The organism is Roseibium sp. MMSF_3247 (genome assembly GCF_030733765.1).
In the GTDB taxonomy this organism is placed as follows: Bacteria; Pseudomonadota; Alphaproteobacteria; order Rhizobiales; family Stappiaceae; genus Roseibium.
The window spans coordinates 135,675-154,283 of the sequence record NZ_JASHII010000003.1; the positions used below are offsets into that span (position 1 = coordinate 135,675).

The 18,609-nt window shown below is 57.0% G+C and carries 16 protein-coding genes; 13 read left to right on the top strand and 3 right to left on the bottom strand.

Annotated features, from left to right (window positions below; genetic code table 11):
* Positions 1-4: 4 nt before the first annotated feature.
* The 3 genes from RBB44_RS11035 to RBB44_RS11045 are packed head-to-tail and all read left to right on the top strand — an operon-like array spanning position 5 to position 3,284.
* Positions 5-1,009 carry an ABC transporter ATP-binding protein gene (locus tag RBB44_RS11035; protein WP_306147432.1) on the top strand — a complete coding sequence of 335 codons (1,005 nt, stop codon included), beginning with the start codon at positions 5-7 and terminating at the stop codon, positions 1,007-1,009.
* On the top strand, positions 1,006-1,779 hold the full coding sequence (locus tag RBB44_RS11040; RefSeq protein WP_306147433.1) for an L-iditol 2-dehydrogenase: 774 nt from the start codon (positions 1,006-1,008) through the stop codon (positions 1,777-1,779). The genes RBB44_RS11035 and RBB44_RS11040 overlap by 4 nt, the downstream gene beginning before the upstream one ends.
* Positions 1,767-3,284 (top strand): mannitol dehydrogenase family protein, encoded by a 1,518-nt coding sequence (locus tag RBB44_RS11045; protein ID WP_306147434.1) that lies wholly within the window; start codon positions 1,767-1,769, stop codon positions 3,282-3,284. Before RBB44_RS11040 ends, RBB44_RS11045 begins: the two co-directional genes overlap by 13 nt.
* Before the next feature lie 82 nt (positions 3,285-3,366).
* On the opposite strand, the gene RBB44_RS11050 is transcribed toward RBB44_RS11045, so the two are convergent.
* Complete coding sequence (locus RBB44_RS11050) at positions 3,367-4,398, bottom strand: LacI family DNA-binding transcriptional regulator (RefSeq protein WP_306147435.1); 1,032 nt, start codon at positions 4,396-4,398, stop codon at positions 3,367-3,369.
* A gap of 203 nt (positions 4,399-4,601) precedes the next feature.
* Here RBB44_RS11050 and RBB44_RS11055 point away from each other — a divergent pair, with 203 nt between their 5' ends.
* The 5 genes from RBB44_RS11055 (at position 4,602) to RBB44_RS11075 (ending at position 10,503) form a co-directional block, all read left to right on the top strand.
* Positions 4,602-6,125 (top strand): sugar ABC transporter ATP-binding protein, encoded by a 1,524-nt coding sequence (locus RBB44_RS11055; protein ID WP_306147436.1) that lies wholly within the window; start codon positions 4,602-4,604, stop codon positions 6,123-6,125.
* Positions 6,126-6,127: 2 nt separating this feature from the next.
* A complete protein-coding gene (locus RBB44_RS11060) occupies positions 6,128-7,144 on the top strand; it encodes an ABC transporter permease (protein WP_306147437.1) in 1,017 nt (338 codons plus the stop codon).
* Positions 7,145-7,248: 104 nt separating this feature from the next.
* Positions 7,249-8,205: a substrate-binding domain-containing protein gene (locus RBB44_RS11065; RefSeq protein WP_306147438.1), complete on the top strand. Its 957-nt coding sequence runs from the start codon at positions 7,249-7,251 to the stop codon at positions 8,203-8,205.
* Positions 8,206-8,280: 75 nt separating this feature from the next.
* Positions 8,281-9,336: a sugar phosphate isomerase/epimerase gene (locus RBB44_RS11070; RefSeq protein WP_306147439.1), complete on the top strand. Its 1,056-nt coding sequence runs from the start codon at positions 8,281-8,283 to the stop codon at positions 9,334-9,336.
* Positions 9,337-9,345: 9 nt separating this feature from the next.
* Entirely contained in the window at positions 9,346-10,503 is a 1,158-nt protein-coding gene (locus tag RBB44_RS11075) for a Gfo/Idh/MocA family protein (protein ID WP_306147440.1), read from the top strand.
* 10 nt (positions 10,504-10,513) lie between these two features.
* Here the strand turns inward: RBB44_RS11075 and RBB44_RS11080 are convergent, their stop codons facing one another.
* Together RBB44_RS11080 and RBB44_RS11085 are read right to left on the bottom strand one after the other, a co-directional pair.
* On the bottom strand, positions 10,514-11,911 hold the full coding sequence (locus RBB44_RS11080; RefSeq protein ID WP_306147441.1) for a M20 family metallopeptidase: 1,398 nt from the start codon (positions 11,909-11,911) through the stop codon (positions 10,514-10,516).
* Positions 11,912-11,969: 58 nt separating this feature from the next.
* A complete protein-coding gene (locus RBB44_RS11085; protein ID WP_209002789.1) occupies positions 11,970-12,881 on the bottom strand; it encodes a LysR family transcriptional regulator in 912 nt (303 codons plus the stop codon).
* Positions 12,882-13,052: 171 nt separating this feature from the next.
* Here RBB44_RS11085 and RBB44_RS11090 point away from each other — a divergent pair, with 171 nt between their 5' ends.
* The 5 genes from RBB44_RS11090 (at position 13,053) to RBB44_RS11110 (ending at position 18,555) form a co-directional block, all read left to right on the top strand.
* A complete protein-coding gene (locus tag RBB44_RS11090) occupies positions 13,053-14,636 on the top strand; it encodes an ABC transporter substrate-binding protein (RefSeq protein ID WP_306147442.1) in 1,584 nt (527 codons plus the stop codon).
* 61 nt (positions 14,637-14,697) lie between these two features.
* Positions 14,698-15,675 (top strand): ABC transporter permease, encoded by a 978-nt coding sequence (locus RBB44_RS11095; protein WP_133953187.1) that lies wholly within the window; start codon positions 14,698-14,700, stop codon positions 15,673-15,675.
* Complete coding sequence (locus tag RBB44_RS11100) at positions 15,672-16,589, top strand: ABC transporter permease (protein ID WP_306147443.1); 918 nt, start codon at positions 15,672-15,674, stop codon at positions 16,587-16,589. The genes RBB44_RS11095 and RBB44_RS11100 overlap by 4 nt, the downstream gene beginning before the upstream one ends.
* Entirely contained in the window at positions 16,586-17,560 is a 975-nt protein-coding gene (locus RBB44_RS11105; RefSeq protein WP_306147444.1) for an ABC transporter ATP-binding protein, read from the top strand. Before RBB44_RS11100 ends, RBB44_RS11105 begins: the two co-directional genes overlap by 4 nt.
* Complete coding sequence (locus RBB44_RS11110) at positions 17,557-18,555, top strand: ABC transporter ATP-binding protein (protein ID WP_306147445.1); 999 nt, start codon at positions 17,557-17,559, stop codon at positions 18,553-18,555. Before RBB44_RS11105 ends, RBB44_RS11110 begins: the two co-directional genes overlap by 4 nt.
* The last annotated feature ends 54 nt before the right edge of the window (positions 18,556-18,609 follow it).

Below are 18,609 nucleotides of genomic sequence, written 5' to 3' on the forward strand. Positions count from 1 at the left end.
TGTCATGGGACAAATCACACTCAAGCAGGTGACCAAGAGGTTCGGCAACGTCGAAGTCATTCCCTCGCTCGATCTCGAAATCGGGGACGGAGAATTCACGGTCTTTGTCGGCCCATCCGGATGCGGCAAATCAACATTGCTCCGGCTGATTGCCGGTCTGGAAGACATCACCTCCGGACAGATCCTGATCGACGGGCAGGACGCGACCAGCGTCCCACCGGCCAAACGGGGTCTGGCGATGGTCTTCCAATCCTATGCGCTTTATCCGCATATGTCGGTCCGCAAGAACATTGCGTTTCCCCTGCGCATGGCAAAGCTCGACAAGGCCGAACAAGACCGCAGGGTCGAACAGGCCGCCGCTGTCCTGAACCTCACCGATTATCTCGACCGGCGCCCCGGCCAACTCTCCGGCGGGCAGCGCCAGCGCGTTGCAATCGGCCGGGCAATTGTCCGCGAACCATCCGCTTTCCTCTTTGACGAACCCTTGTCGAACCTTGATGCGGCTCTGCGGGTTGGCATGCGGCTGGAAATATCTGAACTGCACGAACGTCTGAAGACAACGATGATTTACGTGACCCACGATCAGGTGGAAGCCATGACCATGGCGGACAAGATTGTTGTTTTGCGCGCCGGGAACATCGAGCAAGTCGGGTCTCCACTTGAGCTTTACAAAAACCCGCGCAACCAGTTTGTAGCCGGGTTCATCGGCTCACCGAAAATGAACTTCATTGAAGGCGAAGAGGCCGCCAAGCACGGTGCCCACACCATTGGCATTCGGCCGGAACATATTTCGGTTTCCGAGACTGAAGGCTTGTGGTCCGGCGTCGTGAGCGTCTCCGAACACCTGGGCTCCGATACCTTCTTTCATGTTCACAACACCGGACTGGCAGACAGCATAACGGTGCGGGCCGATGGAGAAGTCGGGTTCCGTCATGGAGACCGGATCCATATGACCCCACGCGACGATGTCATTCACAAGTTCGATGCCAACGGGTTGAGGCTTCCATGAAACGGCTGGACGGTAAAACCGCTCTGATCACGGGCGCAGCCCGTGGGATCGGCCTCGCCTTTGCTAAGGCCTATGTTGCCGAAGGCGCGAGGGTGGCCATTGCGGACATTGACAGCGCCCGAGCCCATCAGGTGGCAGCAGACCTGGGACCAGCAGCAATCGCCGTAGAAATGGATGTTACCCGGCAGGAAAGCATCGATACGGCTGTCAGCGAGACAGTGTCGCAACTCGGCCAAATCGATATCCTGATCAACAACGCAGCGATTTTCTCAGCGGCGCCCGTCGTCGAGATTGATCGCGCTGACTTCGCCAGGGTTTTTGACATCAATGTCGCCGGAACCCTGTTCACCCTACAGGCGGTGGCCAGGCATATGATTGAGCGCGGCGGCGGTGGCAAAATCATCAATATGGCGAGCCAGGCAGGCCGCCGGGGCGAGCCGCTGGTTGCGGTTTACTGTGCGAGCAAAGCCGCCATCATCAGCCTAACCCAGTCGGCGGCCCTCAATCTGATCGAGCATGGCATCAATGTGAACGCAATCGCACCGGGCGTTGTCGACGGCGAGCACTGGGATGGCGTGGATGCGTTCTTTGCCAAATATGAAAACAAGGCGCCAGGCCAAAAGAAAAAGGAAGTCGGCGAGGCTGTCCCCTTTGGCCGGATGGGAACGGCAGAAGACCTCACGGGCATGGCAGTGTTTCTCGCCAGTGAAGATGCCAATTACATCCTTGCACAGACGTACAATGTGGATGGCGGGCAATGGATGAGCTGATCCCTCTTTCAGATGCGACGTTGACCGCGATTTCGTCCGGGGTCACCAAGCCAGGATATGATCGCACCGCCCTGACACCTGGAATTGTCCATGTCGGTGTCGGCAATTTCCATCGGGCTCATCAGGCCTGGTATCTGCATCGCTTGATGCAGGAAGGGCACGCCCACGACTGGGCAATCATCGGTGCAGGCGTTCGGCCGTATGATGCGGCCATGCGGGACAAGCTCATTGCCCAAGATTGTCTGACGACGCTGGTTGAACTGAACCCTTCGAAAACGTCTGCTGAAATCGTTGGATCCATGATCGATTACTTGCCGATTACCGCGGACAACAAACCCCTCATTCAGAAATTGGCTGACCCGGCGATACGCATCGTTGCCTTAACGGTCACCGAAGGCGGTTACTACACCGATCCGGTCACGAAGGAATTCGATGCCCGGCACGTGGACATCCAGCACGATGCGCAGCATCCGGAAACGCCAAAAACCGCATTTGGCGCTTTGGTCGCAGCCTTAAAACGCCGGCGAGATCAGGGGCACGGCCCTTTTACCGGACTAAGTTGCGACAATCTCTTGGCCAATGGCCAGATCCTGCGTCAGACCGTGCTGGGACTCGCCCGTCTTTCGGATCCGGATCTGGCGGACTGGATTGACGCGAACTGTACCTTTCCAAACTCCATGGTCGATTGCATTGTTCCAGCAACCGGCCCTCGGGAGATCGCACTTGCCCGCGAGTTCGGCCTGGATGACCAGGCACCCGTCTCTCACGAAACCTTCCGCCAGTGGGTTTTGGAAGACAGGTTTTGCGCGGGCCGTCCCGATTGGGAGAAAGTCGGGGCAACATTTACCGACGATGTCCACGGCTACGAGATGATGAAGTTGCGGCTGCTGAATGCTGGACATCAGGTCATTGCAAACGCCGGAGAGATCCTGTCACTGAGCACCATAGCAGACTGCATGGCGCATCCTCTGATTTCAGAACTGTTCTCAAAAGTCCTGAAAGACGAAATTGTACCGCACGTTTCTGCGGTTCCGAACATGACCCCTGCCCAATATGTCGACCTCATTCGGAGCCGTTTCTCAAACCCGGCCGTCTTGGACACCACGCGGCGCGTTGCCTTTGATGGGTCGTCCCGACACACAGGCTTTGTGCTGCCGGCTATACGAGATGGTCTTGAGAACGGCACGCCAGTTGAGGGATTGGCCCTCGTGGAAGCCCTTTGGGCCAGAATGTGCGAAGGGTCGAGAGAAGATGGGTCGCCGATAGAGCCCAACGACCCCTTTTGGTCACAGCGCACGGACGCAGCGCAAAACGCGCGCCTAAGATCGCTCGCCTGGCTGGAACAGTCCGACGTCTATGGCGAGATTGCCGCAAACCAACGGTTTGCCGCTGCATTCGAACAGTGGCTTGGGCGCATCTGGTCAGACGGTTGCGAGACCGCACTGCGCGAGTATCTGCAAATAGCCCAGACCGCGACCGCAAGGACTGCTAGCAACCCTGGCTAAATCCAGGCATCCATCTGATACGGTTAAAATGGGGCACGACTCATTGGTTCGAAGGGGCAACCGGTTCTGTCCCAACAAAAAGTCAACGGTCCTTTCGAACGCCCGCGCAGCTTTCTCGGACGATGAGATCGCCGTGAAGGAGATGTGTCTGAACTGAGAGGGTGCGATTGGCCAATCGATCTAGCAAGAGGGACATTGCCATCTCGCCAATGTGCTGGCGGGGTTGGCGAATCGTTGTGAGGCCAGGTGTAAAATTGTTGGCAAAAGGAATGTCGTCAAATCCCAGGACTGAAAATTCTTCCGGCACGCGGTACCCGCGCATCTGCAATGCTGAAATCACACCGATGGCCGTATTGTCGTTGAAACAGAAAAACGCAGTCGGAAGGTCATCCTTGATGAACAAGCGCTCGACAGCTGCCCGGCCACTTTCCGCTGACCCGTCCCCTTCCAGGCGCCAATCTCGTAAGGAAACAGCAGACTCCATTAAGCCCTTCTGATAACCGGAATGCCTCAGATCGCTGCGCACATCGCCAGGACCGCCGGAAATGAAAACAATCCGGCGGTGGCCGAGAGAAATCAGGTATTCGGTCGCCATCTTTGCACTGGCGACATCATCAACACCGACATAACTGATGTCCCCCCGGTCAACAGGCCGTTCAGTCGCGACAATTTGCGGAAGAGCTGTCAGAGGTGTTTGCGGTTCACCAGCAACGGGAATATGTCCCGTCAACAGAATGAGACCGTCTGCCATGCCTGTTGACAGGAAGCGCAGATAGTTCTGCTCAAGACCCGTTGTTCCCTCGGTGTTACCGATAAGCACTCCGTACCCTCTGTCATTGGCTGCTTTTTCCAAGCCTGTCAGAATGCCGGCGAAGTTTGGATCAGCAATCGCAGAAGCCAGCACCAACACCATCTGAGAGCGCTGCATACGAAGGTTCTGCGCCATCGCGTTGGCGGTGTAACCGGTTCTTGCAATGGCCGCCGTTACTTTTTTCCGGGTACTCTCGGCAACCTTTTCCGGGGACCGGAGCGCACGACTGACTGTCGCGATAGACACGCCCGCAAGCTTTGCGACGTCTTCAATGGTCGCCGGCCGGCTGCCCGGATCATCCATTATTTTACCCCGATTTTGTTGCGGTGCGACGTTTCATTAACCTCATGAAATTCCACACCTCTCTACGCTGTATAGGTTCTTCCATGCCCTTTGAAAAGGTTTACAATCTAAAATGTAAAGGTTTACATCATAATTGAAAACGTTTACATAACTTCATGACAGCGAAGCAAAAAAGAATACGGCTGTCTGGGAGGAACTCTGAAATGCAACACCATTCGCCCCCGATGGAGGCGGTGATTGAGGCCGTCAACATCAGCAAATCCTTTGGGCCGGTGCCAGTGTTGTTCAGCGTCAGCATGGACATCCGGGCGGGCGAGGTTCATGCGCTGATCGGCGAGAATGGCGCGGGCAAGTCAACCTTGATGAAGATCCTGTCCGGCTTCCACGACCCGACAACCGGTCACATCAAGCTCGACGGCACGACGACCGAACTCCCTCCCAATGGCGCTGCAGAAAAACTTGGCATCGTTCTGATCCACCAGGAACTCAATCTTGCAGAACAGATGACGGTCGAAGAGAACGTCTTTCTCGGTCGGGAACTGAAATCAAGAGGATTTCTGGACCGGGCGGGCATGAGATCTCTTGTCCAAAAGTACCTGGATGATGTCGGTCTCGACATCTCCCCTTCTGACCGAATTTCAGATCTCACAATTGCACAAAAGCAAATGGTTGAAATCGTCAAAGCTGTCAGCAGGAACGCACGCATCCTCATTATGGACGAGCCGACAGCCGTTCTGACGGAAGAGGAAACGGAAATCTTCTTCCGGCAAGTTCAGAAGCTGAAACAAACTGGCGTTGGCATTGTGTTCGTGTCGCACAAGCTGAACGAAGTTAAAGCGATTGCGGACCGGGTGACCGTCCTGCGCGATGGCCAATGGATCGACACGCGCCTAGCGAACGAACTGACCCCAGATGCTATGGCCCAGATGATGGTCGGCCGGGAACTCTCTGATCTTTATCCGCCGATGCACGAAGCGGATGTGGACGCAGACTTGGTCCTGGAGGTTCAAAATCTTTCAACGCCCGGCGCACACAATGTCAGCTTCAACCTGCGCAAGGGTGAAATCCTGGGGTTTTCGGGATTGATCGGGTCAGGCCGAACAGCGGTCTTTGAAGCCATATGCGGCTTAGCGCCTGTCGAGGGCGGCCGGATCCGGCTCTTTGGAACCGAAGTAAGCGCCCTGTCCGTTGCCGCAGCAAGAGACGCAGGGCTTGCCTACCTGACGAAGGACCGGAAGGAGAAAGGGTTGCTTCTGGACAAGAAGATGCAGCCCAATCTGACCCTGTTTGCCTTGCCGAAATTCATCAAAAACTTCACCCTCGACAGCACCGCTGAAGCCAATGCGCTCGAACGCGCTATCCGGCGCTTCGATGTCCGGGCACGGGACCAGGAGATCGTTGTCGGAAAGCTCTCCGGTGGCAATCAGCAGAAATTGCTGCTCGCGAAAATCATGGAATGCGATCCGAAGATCGTTGTCATTGATGAACCCACCCGCGGGATCGATGTCGGAACCAAACAACAGATTTATCATTTCATCGCTGCGCTGGCAGCGGAAGGTGTTTCCGTCGTGGTGATCTCCTCAGAGATGCCGGAAATCATCGGAATTTGCCACCGTGTTGTAGTCATGCGGGAAGGCCAGATCACCGGAGTACTGACCGGAGATCACATCAACGAAAACGAAATCATGCGCTATGCCGCCGGGCTAAAACGGGAGGAACTCCATTGACCATGTCGAGCGTATCGGAAAACAACGCGGAAAAGACACCCAAGCGCATCTCGGTTGACTTCAAGACGCTGGGGCCAGCGTTAGCTCTTCTCCTGCTGTGCGTGATTGGTTTCCTACTCAACCCCGCCTTCGTGAGTGAAGGCAACCTGACCAACTTGCTGACGCGGTCAGCGTTTATCGGCATTATTGCGGTGGGCGCGACCTTCGTCATCACCGCTGGCGGGATCGACTTGTCGGTGGGCTCAATGGCAGCGGCCATTTCCGGCGTGATGATCATTGTCATGAACAATGCCGTTGAAACGCTCGGGACCGGTGTGCCAACTGTCCTGTTTGGGTGTGGCTTGGCGATCCTCCTCGGCATCGGCGCAGGCTGGATCAACGGTGCGCTGACCACCAAGGGGAAGATCGAGGCGTTTATCGTGACGCTGGGTACCATGGGGATCTATCGGTCTTTGGTGACCTATTTCGCGGACGGCGGCACCCTGTCGCTCAACTTCGATATTCGGGGCACGTACCGGCCGGTCTACTATGACAGTTTTCTGGGACTGCCGATCCCGGTCTGGGTCTTCATCGCGGTCGCCATCTGTGGCTGGCTGCTCTTGAACCGGACAGCGTTCGGACGCTACTGCACGGCTATCGGATCAAATGAAGCCGTCGCCAAGTACTCGGCAATCAATGTCGATCGGGTCAAGACGCTGACATACATCATCCAAGGTCTGTGTGTGTCCTTCGCGACCATCATTTATGTCCCCCGCCTTGGTTCTGCCTCAGCATCAACCGGCGTGTTATGGGAGCTGGAAGCCATCGCGGCCGTGATCATTGGCGGAACGGTCCTGAAGGGCGGTTACGGACGGATTGGCGGCACGATCCTGGGCGCGCTCATTCTTACCACGATCGGCAACATCCTGAACTTCACGGACATGATCTCAAACTACCTCAATGGAACCATGCAGGGGTTGATCATCATCGTTGCTGTGCTGCTGCAGCGCAGTGACTGGAAACTCAAAAAGAACGGCTGAGCACGGCCCATTAAATCCACGGAATAGGGACCCGTCCCCAATTTGAACCGGTTCGCACCGGACGGGAGAGGTGCGCCTTGAAGACAGCATCGGAGGAGGAAACAATGCTAGGAAGAAAAACACTGGGTGCGATGGCACTGACGGGGCTGATCGCCCTCAGCGGGACGGCAGCGGCAGAAGAAAAAATCAAGATCGGTGTCAGCTACCCAACACCGACCCACGCCTGGGCTGCCGGGATGAACTGGCATGCCGAGCAGGCCGAAAAACGTCTGGAGGCTCTTTATCCGGACGTGGACCTGATCCTCGTGAACTCTCCGGATCCAGGAGCACAGGCAAGTGCGCTGGAAGATCTCGTATCGGTCCATCAGATCGACGCACTTGTTGTTCTACCGTTTGAGTCCGAACCGCTCACCGATCCGGTCCTGAACGTCAAGAAATCCGGAGCCTGGATCACCGTTGTCGATCGTGGTCTCAGCCAACCGGGCATTGAAGACCTCTATGTTGCTGGCAACAACCCTGAGCTTGGCCGCGTGTCTGCCCAGTACATGAAGGGCCGCCTTAAGGACGGTGACAACATCGTTGTCTTGCGCGGCATTCCAACCGTGATCGACAACGAACGCTTTGATGCGTTCATGGCGGAAATCGAAGGCTCGGGTATCAACGTTCTGGATCACAAGCATGCCAACTGGAACCGGGACGACGGTTTTGAAGTCATGCAGGATTTTCTGTCCCGATTCCCGGACATTGATGCGGTGTGGGCACAAGACGACGATATCGCGATCGGAGTGGTCGCTGCTTTGAAACAGGCAGGCCGCGATGGCAACGGCATGTTCGTTGTCGGAGGTGCTGGTATGAAGGAAATCATCAAAGGCATCATGGATGGCGACGAGCTGATCCCTGTAAACGTCCTCTACCCGCCGGCAATGATTGCAACTGCGATGGATGCAACGGTCAACGCTTTCAAGTCGAATGGCCCGGTGGCCGGCCGGTACATTCTCGGTGCGACACTGATCACCCGTGAAAACGCTGAAAGCTACTACTTCCCAGAGTCGCCTTTCTAAGACGTCGCTTCGTGCGGGCCGGGATTCAGTCACGTATCCCGGCCCTCAATTTTCTTTTTCATTCAAGAGGTCGTCATGAAAACGATAAAGGGTCCAGCGCTGTTTCTAGCGCAGTTTGCGGGAGATGAGGCGCCGTTCCATTCCTGGGACGCAATTACGAAGTGGGCCGCCGATTGCGGATACAAGGGGGTGCAGGTCCCAAGTTGGGACGGCCGGCTCATTGACCTGGAAAAAGCCGCCAGCTCGAAGGGATACTGCGACGACTTTGCCGGACAAGCCCGAGAGAACGGCGTTGAGGTCACCGAGCTCTCAACCCATCTGCAAGGCCAGCTGGTGGCCGTCCACCCGGCCTATGACACAGCTTTTGACGGTTTTGCAGCTCCGGAAGTCCGCGGCAATCCGGCCGCGCGCCAAGCCTGGGCGGTTGATCAGGTCAAGCAGGCGTTAACGGCCAGCCGCAACCTTGGCATCACCGCTCATGCGACGTTTTCCGGCGCTCTGGCGTGGCCTTACATCTATCCCTGGCCGCAGCGACCGGCTGGACTTGTTGAGACCGCGTTTGACGAACTTGCCAAACGCTGGCGGCCAATTCTGGATTATGCGGACGATATGGGCGTGGATGTTTGCTACGAGATCCATCCCGGTGAGGATCTTCATGATGGCGCGACGTATGAGATGTTCCTGGAACGCGTTGACAATCATGCCCGCGCAAAGATGCTCTACGATCCGTCGCACTACGTGCTTCAGTGTCTCGACTATCTCGACAACATCGACATCTACAAGGACCGGATCGGCATGTTCCACGTCAAGGATGCCGAGTTCAATCCGACCGGCCGCCAGGGCGTTTACAGCGGCTATCAGCCCTGGGTTGACCGGGCTGGGCGGTTCCGCTCCTTGGGCGACGGGCAGGTCGATTTCGGAGCCATCTTTTCCAAGATGGCAGCCAACGACTTCGATGGCTGGGCGGTCGTCGAATGGGAATGTTGCCTGAAGCACCCGGAAGACGGTGCCCGGGAGGGTGCCCAGTTTGTTGCCGAACATATCATCCGCGTCACTGAAAAAGCCTTTGATGACTTTGCCGACGGCGGGACCGATGACGCGGCCAACCGCAAGATGCTGGGCATTGGATAGGAGCAAGGCATGACCATCGAAGGAAAGGAAAACACATTCCAACGCCCGCTCCGCCTCGGCATGGTCGGCGGCGGCAAGGATGCGTTCATCGGCGCAGTTCACCGGATCGCAGCACGGCTGGACAACAGTTTTGAACTGGTCGCAGGCGCCTTGTCCTCAACACCGGACAAGGCCATTGCGTCCGGGCAGGCTCTCGGCCTCAAGGCAGACCGGATCTATAGTTCCTTTGAAGACATGGCCAAACGGGAGGCCCGGCTGAAGGACGGGATCGAGGCCGTTGCTATCGTGACGCCGAACCATGTTCACTATCCGGCTGCCAAGGCATTCTTGAAGCGCGGCATTCACGTGATCTGCGACAAGCCGATGACCTCGACGCTGGCAGACGCCAAAAAGATGGCCAAGGCGGCCGCGGCATCACCAGCTCTATTTATTCTCACGCACAATTACACCGGCTATCCGATGATCCGCCAGGCACGGGAGATGGTTCAAAACGGCGATCTTGGAACAATCCGGGTCATACAGGTCGAGTACCCGCAGGATTGGCTGACGGTCGAACAGCACAACAAGCAAGCCGACTGGCGCACGGATCCTGCCCGGTCCGGATTGGGGGGGGCGACAGGAGATATTGGCACCCATGCCTATAATCTGGCTTGCTTTGTGACCGGCCTGCGCGCCGAAAGCCTTGCCGCCGATTTGCAGTCCTTTGTTCCGGGCCGGCAGGTTGATGACAACGGTCACGTCATGCTGCGCTTTGACGGCGGGGCGCGCGGCATGCTCTGGTGTTCACAGGTCGCACCGGGCAATGAGAACAATCTCAAGCTCCGGGTCTATGGCGACAAGGCCGGCATTGAATGGCATCAGGAAAATCCGAACTATCTGCAGTATTCACCGTTCGGAGAACCAGCCCAGCGCCTAACAAGAGGCGGCGCGGGCATGCTGGAGAGCATCGCGCCGACAACACGGATCCCGCCCGGACATCCGGAAGGCTATCTGGAAGGCTTTGCCAACCTCTACCGGGAAGCTGCCGACGCAATCAGGGCACACAGGGAGGGCAAGAGCACGCAAACACTGCTGCCCGGGATCAAGGAAGGCCTCGCAGGCGTGGAATTTGTCGACGCATGCGTAAGATCATCAACCAGAAATGCGGCTTGGGTGAAGCTAGGGTGACATCTGAACGTTAGGGAAATCCGTCTCCCAGGTCCCAGAACAAGCCTGTCATCATCTCCAGTCCTTCTTTCATCAGATGAGGCAGGACGTGTTCGTTCGGGGCGTGCTGGGAACAGCCGGCGTAGCTGTGTGGAACCCAGAGCGTTGGCATGCCGATGGTGTTGAGAAAGATGTCGTTTGGCAGAGAGCCTCCCGCATTCGGGATAACGGTGACCGGCTTGCCAGTCGTCTTTTCAATTGAAGTGACAGCCCAGCCAACGGCCGAATGTTCCGGATCGAGCCGTGAAGCGCGCAGCATTGACATCCGGGCAGGTTCCACAGTGATACCATCAAACCCTTGGTCCTTCAGATGCTGGCGGATCAGGGGCAGGAAAGTGTCGGGGTCCGTATCCACCACAAAGCGGATCTGGCAGATGGCTTCGGCAAAGGGGGGAACAGCGTTTTGCGGTTTCTCCGGATCCCCTGCAATGAAGGAGAGGACTTCAAATGTGTTCCAGCCGAAGACTTTCTCTGCGCCGCTCAAGCCCGGCTCTCCCCACCAGGGATCAATCTCCGGATCATCCGGTCCGGATGTGACCGTTACCTTGGCAAGCGCGTCGCGCACGGAATTCTTGATATGGGCAGGTTTCAGGCCAGAATGAAGGATCTCACCGGTCCGGCTGACCAGGGTCGTGAGCGCATGCATGAGCACGATGGCCGGATTGGCAAGGAGTCCTCCCCAGTTGCCGGAATGGTGGCCACCTTCCCGGTATTCCAGACGGAACCTCAGGTTCAGACCGCCTCGCGTGCCAAGCTTGATATCCGGCGCATCTGTCGAAAACCGCGGACCGTCCGATGCAATCAGTAGATCGGCCGCCAGCATGTCCCGGTTGTCCCGGCAAAATTCATAGAGCCCAGGCGAGCCCATCTCTTCTGCCATCTCGATCAGGAACGTGGCGTTGTAACCAAGACGGCCACGCGTATCGATCACATGGCGCATGGCTTCCATATTGATGGCATGCTGTGCCTTGTTGTCGGCAGTGCCGCGGCCATACCAGCGGGGACCAGACGGGGTTTGCGCGACATCCAGCGTCCAGGGATCCCGGTCCTCGCTCCAGCGGCCTTCTTCTCCAGGAACCGTGTCCCCGTGTCCGTAGCAAAACAGTGTAGGCAGACTTGGATCTTCGATCCGCCTGGCAACGAGAAAGGGCGCCCGGTCGAGCATTTCATTGGGGTGGATGTCGACCGCAAATCCCATCGCTTCGAACCGCTTGCGCATCTCTGTCTCCAGATAGCGCATCAGGTCGGGCCGGCGCTCCTCCTCCCGGCTGGATGTTTGGACAGCGACCAGCGCAGTTAGATCCTTTTGAAAACTGCCATCTTCGAAACTCTTCGCCGCCGCCCCAATCGCTGCACTGCGTTGTGTCATGCCTAATCCCTTGTCTGTATCTCTTTGTTTGCAATTGTTCGCCGTGGCTGATTGCCGATCAAACGGCCTCTGAGTAGTCATCGGCCGGTGTGGTTGATTTGATGTACTCCATGAACTGCTGGGCAAGCTCTGACGGTTGGCGCCCCGCGGGCAACACGAAGCTGGTGTCATAAGTGATGGGTGCATCGAATGGCCGGACAGAGATGTTCGGCACGCCGACGGAAAGTACGGGAAAGGGATTAAGTACGGTCACACCCAGCCCTTCACGGACAAGCTCCAGTGCGGCCATGTTCGTCGCCGTTTCCGCAACCGTCCGGGGTTTGACACCAGAGCGGGCAAACAACTGTTCTGTGATCGCGCGGGTGCCGAGCCGCCTTAGAAATTCGATCAACTCCACGCCTTCCAGATCGGCGGGAGTGACGATTTCCTTCGCTTCAAGCGGATGCCCTTTGGGCATTGCGCAAACCACATGAGAGCGGAGCCACGGCACAAGAGTGACACCAGAGCGCTGAATCATCGCGCTGGTCAGACCCAGGTCATAGCGCAGATCCAGGATACCAGAGACCAGCACATCGGTTGCCTGAATATCCAGCTGCAGGTTCTTGCCCGGGTTCTGTTTCAGGAACGCGGCCACTCTTGTTATGATGAAGTTATGGGCAAGTGTGGGCGGAACAATGAGGCGCAGGGGCTCTTCATCGGCCTCCGCCCATTCCGCGCCTTCAATCAGAGCGAGCGTTTCAAAAAGCGGATCGAGCTGTTCGTTGAGCCTGAGCGCGGCAGCGGTAGGTTCGATCTTGCCTGCGCTCCGCAAAAACAAAGTCCGGCCAACACGCTGCTCCAATTGCCCCAACGCGCGACTGACAGACGACTGCGAAACACCGAGGCGCCGCGCAGCACCAATTGTCGTGCCGGTGGTTACGAGCGCACGGAGCGCTTCCATTTCCCTCAGTCGGTGCCGTGGCTCTGCCATAGGTTGAGATCTGCCTTATAAATGGTCATGCCTACAAGATGAATTAATCTATGCAAAAATGGATTAAATTCACTGTTGGCAATGAATTTTCTGCAAGCTACCATCCTTTTCAGCGTGCGGCAAAAAGGTCCGGCAAAAGGACACCGCGCCTTCCGAGGGAGTTATATTGTCATGAGAAAACTTACTGCCGCAGCCGCGGTGTCTGTAAGCGTGTTTGCCTTGTTGACCGGGGCAGCATCCGCAGAAAAACTGACCATTGGGTTGGCTTCCGAGCCGACAGCAATGGATCCTCATTTCCACAATTTGGGTCCGAACAACGCAATCTCGTATCACCTGTTTGATCGCCTGATTGCACAAGACGAAAAGCAACGTTTGTCGCCGGGCCTTGCCGTTTCGTGGCAACCGATCGACGAGCTGACATGGGAATTCAAACTGCGCGAAGGCGTGAAATTCCATGATGGCAGCGACTTCAATGCCGACGACGTCATTTGCACCATGGAGCGGGCTCCTGATGTCCCGAACTCGCCATCTGGATTCGGCACCTATTTGAAGGGCAAAACCTTCAAGAAAATCGACGACTACACGGTCCACATCTCCACCGAAACGCCATATCCGCTGATGGCGAACGACATTTCGACGATCCCGGTGATCTCGGACAGCGCGGGATGTGGCGCGGCGACAGAAGACTTCAACACTGGGACCGCTGCGATTGGCACCGGTCCGTTCAAGTTCGGAAGCTACAAGCCGGGTGAAAGCATCACCATGGTGCGCAACGATGACTACTGGGGCGACGCTCCGATCTGGAGTGAAGTCGACTTCCGCCCGATCAAATCAGGTCCGAGCCGTGTCGCCGCTCTGCTTGCTGGTGATGTCGATATGATTGCAAGCGTTCCGACGACAGATATCGGCGTGCTTGAAGGCAAGGACGAGATCCAGCTCAGCCAGGGTGTTTCCAACCGGGTCATCTATCTCCATTTGGACCAGTTCCGCGAGAACTCCCCCTTTGTGAAGGGCGCTGACGGCGGCGACATCAAAAATCCGCTTCTTGACCAGCGCGTGCGTCTGGCGATCTCCAAGTCGATCAACCGGAATGCGATCGTCGACCGGGTGATGGAAGGCGTGGCACTGCCGGCCGGTCAGCTGTTGCCGGAGGGTTTCTTTGGCGTTTCGGAAAACCTGCAGCCGATTGATTACGACCCGAATGGTGCGAAGGAACTATTGGCAGAAGCCGGGTATCCGGACGGCTTCCAATTGACCATTCACGGCCCGAACGATCGCTACATCAATGATGCGAAAATCGCCGAGGCGATTGGTCAGATGCTGACACGTGTTGGCATCAAGACGGCCGTCGAAACCATGCCGCGTTCCGTCTATTTCGGCCGCGCGTCCCGTGGCGGTGCCGATGGTCAACCGGAGTTCAGCTTCATCCTGGTCGGCTGGGGTGCCGGTTCGGGCGAAGCTTCATCTCCGCTGAAGTCCCTGATCCACACATACGACAAGGACAAGGGCTTCGGGTCATCAAACCGTGGGCGCCACTCCAATGCGGAAATCGATGCGAAGATCGAAGAAGCATTGAGGACCGTTGATGATGAAAAGCGTCAGGACCTGCTCGCGGAAGCCACCGAGATGGCCATCAATGATGTCGCGATCATCCCGACCCACTTCCAGGTCAACACCTGGGCGGCCAAGAAGGGCCTGAAGTATATTCCCCGCACCGACGAGTACACGCTCGCCATGGGTGTCGTGAAGGAATAACCAGCGATTTCCGGGCCGCTGATCTCAGCGGCCCGGAATTTCCCTGAACCTGGAACTCCTTATGTCTGTTTTTGTCATCCGCCGGCTGATGCAGGCGTTCCTCGTCGTGTTTCTCATGTCGGTGATCGTCTTCTTCGGTGTGAACATTGTTGGCGACCCGGTCTATATGCTGGTCAGCCCTGATGCCGATCAGGCCGACATCGAGGCCGCAATCCGCCGGCTTGGTCTCGACCGTCCGATCTGGGATCAATATCTGCTGTTCTTGAAAGGGGCAGCCCAAGGCAATCTGGGCGATTCCTTTATCTTCGGCGAACCAGCCCTGAAGCTGATCCTGCACCACATGCCAGCCACACTGGAGCTTGCATTCAGTGCGTTGATGCTTGCCATTGTCATTGGCATCCCGCTTGGTCTGTTTTCCGGGCTTTATCCGGACAACCCGATTTCCAAGGGCATCATGGCCGGATCCATTCTCGGGTTTTCCCTGCCGACATTCTGGGTCGGCTTGATGCTCATATTGCTGTTCGCCGTTGAACTCGGATGGCTGCCCTCAACAGGGCGAGGCGACACGGCCACGATTTTCGGGATTGAGACCAGTTTGGCGACCTGGGACGGTCTACGGCACATTTTCTTGCCGGCCTTGAACCTGGCACTTCTGAAAATCTCGCTTGCCATCCGCTTGACGCGGGCCGGTGTGCGGGAAGCGATGAGCCAAGACTATGTGAAATACGCAAGGGCCAAGGGCATTTCGACCAGGCGGATCATCTTTGTCCATGTGATGAAGAACATCATGATCCCTGTTGTGACAGTCATGGGCCTGGAATTCGGCAGCCTCATCGGTTTCTCTGTTGTGACAGAAACGATCTTTGCCTGGCCAGGAATGGGCAAGTTGCTGATCGATGCCATTCTTCAACTCGACCGGCCCGTCGTCGTTGCCTACCTGATGATCATGGTGCTGTTCTTCGTGGTCATCAACCTGGTCGTTGACATCCTCTATTCAATTCTGGACCCACGTGTCCGTTTGCAGGATCAGGGCGCATGAGCGATACAACACTGCAATCTCCAGCGCCCGCCAAAGTGAAGGTTGAGACACCGTTTCAACGGTTCAGGGCTGAGTTTTTCGAAAGCCGAATTGCGGCAACGGCGTTCTTCGTCCTCGTGATCATCATGGCCCTGGCCATACTTGCGCCCTGGATTACGCCGCAAAACCCCTATGACCTGGCGCAGGTCGATGTTCTGGACGGACGGCTGCCGCCCGGATCGGAAGCATTCGCCGGATATACCATGTGGCTGGGCTCCGATGGCGCGGGCCGGGATCTTTATTCAGCCATTCTTTATGGACTCAGGATTTCCATCTCTGTGGGCTTGGCATCCGGCGTGATCGCATTGTTTGTCGGGATGGTCGTTGGCTTGATCGCCGCTTATGCCGGCGGCAGAACGGAAGCCGTCATCATGCGGGTTGTCGACCTTCAATTGTCGTTCCCGGCAGCCTTGGTGGCCCTGATGCTGGTGGCCGCATTGGGCAAAGGCATCGACAAGATCATCCTTGCGCTTGTTGTTGCCCAATGGGCCTACTACGCGCGAACTGTTCGCGCCACGGCCCTGGTTGAGCGTGGCAAGGAGTACGTCGAAGCAGCGCAATGTCTCGGGCTTTCCAAGACACGGGTTGTCTTCCGCCACATCCTGCCGAACTGCCTCGCCCCCCTGATCGTGGTTGGGACAGTGCAGACAGCGCATGCGGTTTCGCTGGAAGCAACACTCTCTTTCCTTGGGGTGGGTCTGCCGCAAACCGAACCGTCACTTGGCGTCCTGATCGCCAACGGTTTTGAGTACATGCTGTCGGGCCGGTATTGGATCTCTGTCTTTCCCGGGATTGCGCTTCTACTGACCGTTGCCTCGATCAATCTCGTCGGCGATCAGCTGCGCGACGTTCTCAATCCGAGGATGAAGAAATGACGGCGGTTCTCGAAGTTGCCGGGCTGAAGACGCATTTCTTCACCCACGCGGGTGTCGTCAAAGCCGTGGATGGCGTTGATTTCACCGTCAACAAGGGCGAGGTCATGGGTCTCGTCGGGGAATCGGGGTCTGGCAAGTCCATCACAGGCTTCTCAATCCTTGGCCTGATTGATCAACCAGGGCGGATCGTCGAAGGCTCGATCCGCTTCAATGGCGATGAGATTGCCAATGCACCGGAGGAGACGCTGAAATCCATCCGCGGCAATCGGATATCGATGATCTTTCAGGATCCTATGATGACGCTGAACCCGGTTCTGCGCATCGATTCCCAGATGATGGAAGCGATCTTTGCACACGAGAAAGTGTCTAAGAAAGAAGCCTGGGAACGGTCGCGGGATGCACTGGGCCTTGTCGGCATCCCCTCCCCCGAAGAGCGGCTAAAAGCCTATCCGCACCAGCTGTCCGGTGGCATGCGCCAACGGGTATCGATCGCGATCGCATTCCTCAACAAACCGGATCTGATCATCGCTGACGAGCCAACGACGGCACTGGATGTCACGATCCAGGCACAAATCATCCACGAAGCACAGAAACTGACGCGCCAGACGGGCACTGCGATGATCTGGATCACGCACGATCTCGCCGTCGTCGCGGGCCTCGCCAACCGGATCTCTGTGATGTACGCGGGCCGGATCGTCGAGCAGGGTCTGACCGACGATGTCATCGACCGCCCGCTGCATCCCTACACGGTCGGGCTCCTCGGATCTGTTCCAACCGCAAACAAGCGCGGCGAACGATTGTTCCAGATTGAAGGTATGACGCCGAACATGCTGGCCCTCCCCGAAGGCTGTGCCTTTGCCCCGCGGTGCAGATCAGCAAGTTCAGCCTGCAAAGCCCCGCCGCCGATCACTCATGTCGCGAACCGGGATATCCGCTGTTTCAATCCTCAGGCACAGGCTGCAGCCGAATGAACGCGCCACTTGTTGAGATCAAAGACGTCTCAAAACGTTTTGCCAAACGCCTCGATATTGCCGAAAAAGTCGCGCAAAAACTGGGCGCTGGCATCCGGGAAGAAATCGTCCACGCAGTCGATGAAGTGAACCTCACCGTCAAGGAAGGTGAAGTGCTGGGTCTTGTGGGCGAATCTGGCTGTGGCAAATCCACTCTTGGCCGTGTTGTTGCAGGCATTCATGCCCCGAGCTCCGGGCAACTGCTGTTTCAAGGCAAGGACGTCGCCACGATGTCGCGCGCTGAAAGGAAAGCGGCAACACTCGCCATCCAGATGATTTTTCAGGACCCCTTCGCCAGTCTCAATCCGCGCATGCGGGTAGAAGACATCATTGGCGAAGCGCCGCAAGTCCACGGTGTCGTTTCAAGGTCAGAAGCCTCTGACTATGTCGACGACATCATGAAAAAGGTCGGCCTGGATCCATCTTTGAAACGGCGATACGCGCACCAGTTTTCTGGAGGCCAGCGTCAGCGCATCGGCATCGCGCGGGCACTTGCGGTCAAACCGAAATTCCTCGTCTGCGACGAAGCGATTGCGGCCCTCGACGTGTCGATCCAGGCTCAGGTCATCAACCTCTTCATGGATCTGCGCGAGGAGTTTGGTCTGACCTATCTTTTCATCAGCCACGATCTCAGCGTTGTCGAACACATCGCGGACCGGGTCGCGATCATGTATCTCGGCAGGATTGTCGAAAGCGCCTCGACCGAAGAGATCTTCAGCGCGCCTAAACACCCCTACACAAAAGCCCTGCTTGCAGAAGCACCCCGGCTGGATCAACGAAAGCGGGACTTTGCGCCGATTGAGGGCGAAATCCCGTCTCCTCTGGATCCGCCGAAAGGATGTTTCTTCAATCCGCGCTGTCCACATGCACAGGACCTCTGCCGCCAGGAGCAGCCGGGCCTTGAGACTTTCGGCGACGGCCATTCGGTCGCCTGCCACTACTGGAAGACGCTCTGATCCCGGCAGTCGGGATTGCAAACATGAAGACGTGCCCCGTGCCGCATATGTGCG